Below are 8,437 nucleotides of genomic sequence, written 5' to 3'. Positions count from 1 at the left end.
GGCGGCGCTGCGGGAGGCGCGGCGCAGCATGCATCTGGCCGCCGAGTTGCGGGTGCCGCTGGTGCTGGTGATCGATACCGCGGGTGCGGCGCTGTCGCGGGAGGCCGAGGAGCGCGGCCTGGCCCCCGAGATCGCCCGGTGCCTGGCCGATCTCGTCACCCTGGACACGCCGACCGTCTCGGTTTTGCTGGGTCAGGGCAGCGGCGGTGGCGCGCTGGCCCTGCTGCCCGCCGATCGCGTGCTGGCGGCAGCCAATGGCTGGCTGGCTCCGCTGCCGCCGGAGGGCGCCAGCGCCATCGTGTACCGCGATACCGGTCACGCCCCGAGATTGGCTGCCGCGCAGCGGATCCGGGCGGTGGATCTGGAGGCGGACGGCATCGTCGACCGGATCGTGCACGAATACCCGGATGCCGCGGAGGAACCGGTGGACTTCGCGCAGCGCATGGTCACCGCCATCGCCGAGGAATTGGCGGCGCTGACGGCGCTGCCGTTGGCGGAACTGGTCAGCCAGCGTCACCACCGCTATCGCCGATTGGGTTTGCCCGAGTAATCGAATCCGGCTCCGGGACGTAATTCGGGCCACATCCCGCACCGTCACACCAATGCTAGGAATTAGCTGCGGTCGTCCGGCTGCTACGGTCGGAGTGGTGACTTATCGGTACGAGACCAGTCAGATCCCAGCGATTGTGCTCAGCGATGGCCAGGTCATGCCCAAGCTGGGCTACGGGGTGTACAAGGTCGACGGCGACGACGCGGTCGGCACCATTTCCACCGCCCTCGAACTCGGTTACCGCAGCATCGACACCGCCTCGTTCTACGGCAACGAGGAAGAAGTCGGCCGCGCCCTGCGGGAGTCCGGCCTGCCGCGCGACGAGGTCTTCGTCACCACCAAGCTGTGGAACGCCGATCACGGCTACGACGCCGCCCTGCGCGCCTTCGACGAGAGCAGCCGGCGGCTCGGCCTCGACACCGTCGACCTGTATCTGATCCATTGGCCGGTCCCGTCGGCGGATCTGTACGTGGACACCTTCCGGGCGTTGCAGGCGCTCAAGCGGCAGGGCCGGGTGGTCTCGATCGGCGTCTCCAACTTCACCCGCGCGCACCTGGAACGGGTGATCGGGGAGACCGGCGAGATCCCGGCGATCAATCAGGTTGAGCTGCACCCGTATTACGCGCAGTCGGAGCTGCGGGCCTTCCATGCCGCGCACGGCATCGTGACCGAGGCGTGGAGCCCGCTGGGCCGCGGCGCGGAGTTCAACGATTCGGTGATCATCGGGCTGGCCGACAAGCTCGGCCGCACGCCCGCACAGATCATCCTGCGCTGGCACATGCAGCTCGGGAACGTGGCGATTCCGAAGTCCATGACGCCCGCGCGCATGGCCGAGAACCTGGCGGTCTTCGACTTCGAGCTGACCGGTCGCGAGATGACGCAGATCGCGGGCATCGACAAGGGCGCGCGGCAGGGAGCCGACCCCGACGTGATGGACATGGACGCTCCGGCCTGAACTCAGGCTCCGCTGTCGAGGTGAATGCCCAGGTACGAGGTCAATTCGACGGCGGCGGCCCGGCCCGCCCGGTTCGCGCCGATGGTGCTGGCGGAGGGGCCGTAGCCGATCAGGTGGATGCGCGGATCGGCCGCGACCCGGGTGGCCAGACGCCCGTCCATCGTGATGCCGCCGCCCGGGCCGCGTAGTCGCAGCGGCGCGAGATGGTCCAGGGCGCTGCGGAAACCGGTGCACCACAGGATCACGTCGGCGCGTTGGAAACTCCCGTCGGCCCACCGGATGCCCTCGGGTTCGATGCGGTCGAACATGGGCCGCCGATCGAGCACCCCGCGTTCCCGCATGGCCGCCACCCGCGCGTCCTCGCGCAGCCCGGTCACCGAGACGACCGAGCCGGGTGGAAGTCCGCGCCGCACACGGTCTTCCACCATGGCGACGGCCGCGCGTCCGTCCTCGGGTGCGAAGCGGCCGTCGCGGAAGACGGGTTCGCGCCGTGTCACCCAGGTGGTCGTCGTGACCCGCGAAATCTCGTCCAGCAGTTGGACGGCCGTAATACCGCCGCCCACCACGACCACGTGCTTGCCCTCGAATTCCGTTGCGGTGCGGTAGTCGTGGGCGTGCAGTTGCCGTCCGGCGAAGGTTTCCGCGCCCCGGTAATAAGGAATGAAGGGCTTGTCCCAGGTGCCGGTGGCGTTCACCAGTCCCCGCACCCGCAGCGTCTCGGTGGGCTTCAGCTCCGCGTGCAGCAGGCCGTCGACCTCCTGGTTCGGGCAGGTGGCGGCGGTGGCGCGGTCACACACCACGCTCACCGACACCGGCCGGTGCACGCGCAGATCGAAGCGCTTCTCGTACAGCTCGAAGTAGTGCGGCACCGCCGTGGCCGCCTGCACATTCTGCGAGCCCTCCGGCAAGGTCTCCTCGAAGGACATTCCGGGCAGATCGTGCACCCGGTTGACGGTGCCCAAAGTCAGTGACGGCCACCGGAATTGCCAGGCCCCGCCCGCGGCGGGCGAGTGGTCGACAATGAGAAAGTCCTGTTCGGGCCGTAACCCGAGGCGGTGCAGGTGGTAGCCGACCGACAATCCGGCCTGCCCGGCACCGATTACGAGGATGTCGACATCGGGTGTTGCGGTCACCGACCCGACGGTACGCGCACCTAGAGTGAAGGCTGATCATGGGTTGAGTAGCGCGGATGGGTTGGACAATGGGGAAGGGACACATGCTCGGAGTCAGCCGCGATGGTGAGGTCGTCACCATCGAACTGCAGCGTCCGGAACGCCGGAACGCCCTGAACGAGGAGCTCATCGGAGGGCTGCGTGCCGCCCTCGAGGAGGCCGCCACGTCGGCGCGGGTGATCGTGCTGACCGGTCAGGGGCCGCTGTTCAGCGCGGGCGCGGACCTGGACGGCGTGTATTCGGACAATTTCTTGGACGGTCTGCTGGCCATGCTGCGCACCATCGAGACGATCCCGGTGCCGGTGATCGCCGCGATCAACGGTGGCGCGTTCGGCGCGGGCGTGCAACTAGCCCTGGCGTCGGACCTACGGGTCATGACGCCGGATTCGTTCGTCGCGGTCCCGGCCGCGAAACTCGGTATCTCCGTGGACCGTTGGACGGTGCGGCGGTTGTCGAACCTGATCGGCGCGGGTCCGGCGCGCACCATTCTGCTGGGCGCGGAGCGGGTCTCGGCCACCGACGCCTACCACTTCGGTTTCGCCAACAAGATCGGCACGCTGGCCGACGCGCAGGCGTGGGCCAAGCAGATCGCCGAGCTCGCGCCGCTGTCGCTGCGGCATCTGAAGCTCGTCTTCAATGACGACGACACTCGAGGCCCGGACACCAGCGAGCAGACCGCGGCCCTGGACGCGGCGTGGCGCAGCGACGACGCGCAGGAGGCGCGCGCGGCGCGCCAGCAGAAGCGGCCCGCGAAGTTCGAGGGTCGATGAACGGGGAGCGCGCGACCGCGAAAACGCGGAAACTGGTGGGTATGGCAGCGGGTGCATTCGGTATTTCCTGGTTGGTCCGGGCGGCGTGGGGGATTCCGTCCGCCATGGGCGCGTCCATCTCGGCCATCGCGCCGACCGCACGGGGCGCGACCACCTATCGCGGCCGGCAGTTCCACAACACCGAGCCGAGCAGTCAGATCACCGGTTCCCCGGTGGAGCTGATGTATCAGCTGGTCACGCAGCGCAACAACGGCCGCCCGGCGGGCGAGATCCCGCTGGTGACGCCGGAGTTGCCCGCGCAGGCCGGGGATCTGGCGGTCACCTGGTACGGGCACGCCACCTGCCTGGTGGAGGTGGACGGCTACCGGGTGCTGGCCGATCCGGTGTGGAGCGAACGGGTTTCGCCGTCCGCGCTGATCGGCCCGGCCCGGCTGCATCCGGTGCCGTCGCCGCTGTCGGCGCTGCCGCCACTGGACGCGGTGCTGATCTCCCACGACCACTACGACCATCTCGACCGCGATACCGTGATGGGCCTGGTGGACAGCCAGGAGTGCGTGTTCATCGTGCCCATCGGCATCGGCGCGCATCTGCGGCACTGGGCGGTGCCCGAGGAACGCATCGTCGAATTGGACTGGGCCGCTTCGACTTCCCTGTCCGAGCTGGAGCGCGATCACGGTGACGGCACCGATCTGGTGATCACCTGCACCGAGGCGCGGCACTTCTCCGGCCGCGGGCTGGTGCGCAACACCACGCTGTGGGCGTCGTGGTCGATCGCCGGTCCGACCCGGCGGGTCTACTTCGGCGGAGACACCGGCTACACCAAGGCTTTCGCGGAGGCGGGCGCGCGGCTGGGCCCGTTCGACCTGACCCTGCTGCCCATCGGGGCCTACGACCGGCACTGGCCGGACGTGCACATGAACCCGGAGGAGGCGGTGCGCGCCCACGCCGATCTGTGTGTCGGCGATCCGGGTTACGGGCTGCTGGTGCCGATTCACTGGGCCACCTTCAATCTGGCCTTCCACGGCTGGTCGGAGCCGGTCCGGCGACTGGTGGAAGCGGCCCGCGCGGCCGGGACACGCATCGCCGTGCCGAAGCCGGGGCAGCGGATCGACCCCATTGGACTCCCAGCGGGGGAGACCTGGTGGGAAGATGTTCGCCAATAACGGACCGAGATTGAAGGAGCAGGGCTGTGGGTTTCATGGACACGCTCAAAGGCTTGGTCGGCAAGGGCAAGGAAGTGGCGGCCCAGAACGCCGAGAAGATTGAGCAGGCGGTCGACAAGGCCGGCCACGTGATCGACGAGAAGACCGGCGGGAAATTCACCTCCCAGATCGACAAGGGCGCGGAAGCGGTCAAGAACGCCATCCCGACCGACGGTGCCGAGGCTGCGGCGGAAGCGCCCGCGGCGGCCCCGGAGGCCCCGGCCGCGGAGCCCGCACCCGCCGAGGCGGCGGCCGAACCGGCCGCGGAACCGGCTCCCGAGGGCGACAAGCCTGCGGAGTAGCAACACCGGGCTTTCCACGGGCCGTTCGGGAGTGGCGGATCTCCGCCGCTGACCCGAACGGCCCGTTGGCTTTTCACGGGTATTGCGGGTTCCCGGGAATTGTCGGTGTCCGGATCTAGACTGCTGTTATGGGGTCCCGCAGGGATTTCGGGGGTATCGAGGTTGGGCTGACCAACCTCGACAAGGTGCTGTATCCAGCCACCGGGACCACCAAGGGCGAGGTCATCGACTATTTCACCGCCATCGCCCCGGCCCTGCTGCCGCATATCGCCGAGCGGCCGGTGACCCGCAAGCGGTGGCCGAACGGGGCGGACGAGCAGTCGTTCTTCGAGAAGAACCTGGCCGAGCACGCGCCGAAGTGGTTGCCACGCAGGACGGTTCAGCATTCCGACCGGCCGGTCACGTATCCGGTGATCGACAGCGTGGCGGGAATGGCCTGGCTGGGCCAGCAGGCGGCGCTGGAACTGCATGTGCCGCAATGGCGTTTCGACGGTCCCGAGGTCGGGGACATCACGCGGCTGGTGTTCGATCTGGACCCCGGGCCCGGAGCCGGGCTCGCCCAGTGCGCGGAAGTGGCGCTGATCCTGCGGGATGTGGTGCACGAGGTCGGGCTGGCGGCCTTCCCCGTCACCAGCGGTTCCAAGGGGATTCACGTCTACGTGCCGCTGGATCGACGGCTCGGGCCGAACGGGGCGTCGGCGGTCGCCAAACAGGTGGCCACCAATCTGCAACAGCTGCGCCCGGAACTGGTCACCGCGACCATGGCCAAGTCGGCGCGCGACGGCAAGGTGTTCCTGGACTGGAGTCAGAACAATCCGGCCAAGACCACCATCGCGCCGTACTCGCTGCGCGGGCGCACCGAGCCGTGGGTGGCCGCGCCGCGCGCCTGGGCGGAGATCGAGAAGCCGAAGAAGCTGCGGCACTTGCGCTTCGACGAGGTGCTGCGCCGCTGGCAGCAAGACGGCGACCTGCTGGCGGACCTGGATGAGCCACTGCCGCAACCGGACCCGCTCGACACCTACCGCGCCATGCGCGACCCGAGCCGCACGCCCGAACCGGTGCCGCCCGGCCCGCCGGAATCCGGGCCGGGGGACCGGTTCGTGGTGCAGGAGCATCACGCGCGGCGGCTGCACTGGGATCTACGGCTCGAACGCGACGGCGTGCTGGTCTCCTGGGCCGTGCCCAAGGGCCCGCCGGTCGACACCGGCGAGAACCGGCTGGCCGTGCACACCGAGGACCATCCGATGGAGTACCTCACCTTCCACGGGAGCATCCCCAAGGGCGAGTACGGCGGCGGTGAGATGACCATCTGGGATACCGGCACCTACGAGACCGAGAAATGGCGCGCGGACGAGGTGATCGTGCGGCTGCACGGGCAGCGCCTCGACGGCCGGTACGCGCTGATCCAGACCAACGGCAACCAGTGGCTCATGCACCTGATGAAGGATCAGTCGCGGCCGGAAGGCAATGGGGCGAAACCGGTTTCGACGCCCCGTGCGCCCGTGCCGATGTCGCGCGGTCTGACGCCGATGCTCGCCACCGCGGGCGATGTGACGACCCTCGACGCCGCACAGTGGGCCTTCGAGACCAAATGGGACGGATTCCGGCTGATCGCCGAGATCGAGGACGGCGCGGTGACGCTGCGCAGCCGCGCGGGGCACGTGGTCACCGGCAAGTATCCGGGCGTGGCGGTGCTGGGCGACGAATTGGCCGGACACAGTGCGGTTCTCGACGGCGAGGCGGTGGTCTTCGACGATCACGGCGGCGCGAATCTCGGCCTGCTGCGCGAGGATTCGAAGCGGGCGGTGTTCCTGGCCTTCGATCTGCTGTACCTCGACGGCACCTCGCTGATCCGCAAACGCTACGACGATCGCCGCAGGGTGCTGGAAGCCTTGGCCGCACAGGCGCGTTCGCTGATCGTGCCGAGGCAGCTGCCCGGCTCCGGCGCGGAAGCCCTGCGCTACAGCCAGGAGCACGGCATGGAGGGCGTGGTCGCCAAACGCCGGGATTCGGTCTACCTACCGGGGCGGCGCGGGCAGTCGTGGGTCAAGACCCGCAACTGGCGGACGCTGTCGGTGGTGGTCGGCGGATATCGGCGTTCGGAGGTGCGGCAGTTCGCTTCGCTGCTGGTCGGGGTGCCGCACGAGGGGGAGCTGTACTACCTGGGCCGGGTGGGCACCGGCTTCAGCGAGCAGGAGATGAGTGAACTGGCGGATCGGTTGCGCCGCCTCGAGCGCAAGACCAGCCCGTTCGGCAACGAACTCACCGCCGACGAGCGCAAGGACGCGATCTGGGTGAGCCCCAAGCTCACCGGCACGGTCCGCTTCATGAACTGGACCGAGACCGGACGCCTGTGGCATCCGGCCTGGATCCCCAGCTCGGACTAGCTCGGCCTAGCTCGTTTTCTCGAGCAGCGGCACGAGGGTGTCGATATCGGTGACCAGGGCATGCCCTTGGAAGGCGAAATCGTCCCAGGCACGCTGCTTTCCGGGCTCGTCGCGCCCGCCCACGCCATCGCGGAGCACAACCGGCAGGAAGCCCAGATCGGTGGAATGCGTGACGGTGGGCGCGATCCCGATCTCCAGTGCCACCCCGACGATGGCGTACGCGCCGATGCCGAGATCGCGCAGCGTCGACGCCAGGGGAGTGCCTTCGAAGGCGGACATCGAGGTCTTGTCGAACACCACCTCACCGTCGCGTGGCCGCAACTGCGGGACCAGCTCGAAGCCCGGGGTGTCCCGTTGCAGGATCGGCACCACCGCATCGACGGAATCGACGCCCTGCCAGGTCATCGCCATGCGCAGGGCGAAGCTGCCCATCAGCCGCTTGGGCAGGAAGAAGTGCCGTAGGAAGATCACCGGATAGCCGCCGCGGCGCGCCGCCTCGACGACCCGCACCACCCGCTCGGTGATCTCCGGCCCGTCTTCGAGCTGCCCGAGCACCCCGACCTGCATGTCGTACACGATCAGCGCCATCCGTTCCGGCGCGCACACGTCCTCGAGCGTCTCCGGAATCGCCAGCCCGTTCCCCTGCCGCATAAGCCCTCCGCAATCTCCCTCTGCCCCACCCTCTTTCGCCCCACCGTACCCGCGCGCCGGGGTCAGGCGGCGCGGCTCCTCGGCGCGCCGGGGTCGGCGACGAGGCCGAATTCGATGAGGCTGGCCGCGGTGTCGAAGAGGGTTTCGGCGACCGGCCGCATGCGCCAGCCGAGGTCGTGTTCGGCCTTGGCGGCGCTGAGGTTCTCCGAGCGGCCCAGGAAGCGGGCCGCCAACCGGGCATCGGGATTGAACCGGGCGACCAGGCGGATGAGCCAGTCGGGCAGGACCCGGGTGGAGACGCGATAGCGCTGCGCGAGGATCTCCGCCATGGCCGGGAAGGTCACCTCGGGTCCGGCGCAGATGTAGCGGTTTCCGGCGGCCGCGGGAACCTCCATGGCCAAGCGGTGGGCGACGGCCAGGTCGCGGACGTCGACGGTGGCGAAGTTGA

Annotated in this window: 8 protein-coding genes and 1 pseudogene; 6 read left to right on the top strand and 3 right to left on the bottom strand. The window is 69.0% G+C overall.

Annotated elements, in window-relative coordinates:
• On the top strand, positions 1–550 hold a 550-nt coding region (locus tag ACWELQ_RS29840), incomplete at its 5' end, for a carboxyl transferase domain-containing protein (protein ID WP_452400362.1).
• Between the two features lie 97 nt (positions 551–647).
• A complete protein-coding gene (locus ACWELQ_RS29835; protein WP_452400361.1) occupies positions 648–1,505 on the top strand; it encodes an aldo/keto reductase in 858 nt (285 codons plus the stop codon).
• A 2-nt stretch (positions 1,506–1,507) separates the two neighbouring features.
• Here ACWELQ_RS29835 and ACWELQ_RS29830 read toward each other — a convergent pair whose 3' ends face one another.
• Entirely contained in the window at positions 1,508–2,638 is a 1,131-nt protein-coding gene (locus ACWELQ_RS29830; protein WP_452400360.1) for an FAD-dependent oxidoreductase, read from the bottom strand.
• Between the two features lie 83 nt (positions 2,639–2,721).
• On the opposite strand from ACWELQ_RS29830, the gene ACWELQ_RS29825 reads away from it, so the two are divergent.
• From ACWELQ_RS29825 to ACWELQ_RS29810, 4 genes are all read left to right on the top strand, one after another.
• Positions 2,722–3,447 carry an enoyl-CoA hydratase gene (locus ACWELQ_RS29825; protein ID WP_452400364.1) on the top strand — a complete coding sequence of 242 codons (726 nt, stop codon included), beginning with the start codon at positions 2,722–2,724 and terminating at the stop codon, positions 3,445–3,447.
• Positions 3,448–3,488: 41 nt separating this feature from the next.
• Positions 3,489–4,610, top strand: coding sequence for an MBL fold metallo-hydrolase (locus ACWELQ_RS29820; protein WP_452400359.1), 1,122 nt, complete (start codon positions 3,489–3,491; stop codon positions 4,608–4,610).
• Positions 4,611–4,645: 35 nt separating this feature from the next.
• Positions 4,646–4,951 (top strand): antitoxin, encoded by a 306-nt coding sequence (locus ACWELQ_RS29815; RefSeq protein WP_452400363.1) that lies wholly within the window; start codon positions 4,646–4,648, stop codon positions 4,949–4,951.
• A 128-nt stretch (positions 4,952–5,079) separates the two neighbouring features.
• Positions 5,080–7,338 carry an ATP-dependent DNA ligase gene (locus tag ACWELQ_RS29810; RefSeq protein WP_452400358.1) on the top strand — a complete coding sequence of 753 codons (2,259 nt, stop codon included), beginning with the start codon at positions 5,080–5,082 and terminating at the stop codon, positions 7,336–7,338.
• Positions 7,339–7,344: 6 nt separating this feature from the next.
• On the opposite strand, the gene ACWELQ_RS29805 is transcribed toward ACWELQ_RS29810, so the two are convergent.
• Positions 7,345–7,989 (bottom strand): cysteine hydrolase family protein, encoded by a 645-nt coding sequence (locus tag ACWELQ_RS29805; protein ID WP_452400357.1) that lies wholly within the window; start codon positions 7,987–7,989, stop codon positions 7,345–7,347.
• 62 nt (positions 7,990–8,051) lie between these two features.
• Positions 8,052–8,437: pseudogene (locus tag ACWELQ_RS29800) on the bottom strand (aldehyde reductase); the annotation flags it as partial.

This window comes from Nocardia sp. NPDC004722 (genome assembly GCF_053601505.1).
The sequence above is the reverse complement of the archived record's forward strand: the minus strand, read 5'-3'. Positions and strand labels throughout refer to the sequence as shown.

Bases quoted from the DNA above. Each gene is read 5' to 3' on its own strand.
- ACWELQ_RS29805 (WP_452400357.1), bottom strand. From the start codon at position 7,989: ATGCGGCAGGGGAACGGGCTGGCGATTCCGGAGACGCTCGAGGACGTG.
- ACWELQ_RS29820 (WP_452400359.1), top strand. From the start codon at position 3,489: ATGGCAGCGGGTGCATTCGGTATTTCCTGGTTGGTCCGGGCGGCGTGG.
- ACWELQ_RS29825 (WP_452400364.1), top strand. From the start codon at position 2,722: ATGCTCGGAGTCAGCCGCGATGGTGAGGTCGTCACCATCGAACTGCAG.
- ACWELQ_RS29810 (WP_452400358.1), top strand. From the start codon at position 5,080: ATGGGGTCCCGCAGGGATTTCGGGGGTATCGAGGTTGGGCTGACCAAC.
- ACWELQ_RS29815 (WP_452400363.1), top strand. From the start codon at position 4,646: ATGGACACGCTCAAAGGCTTGGTCGGCAAGGGCAAGGAAGTGGCGGCC.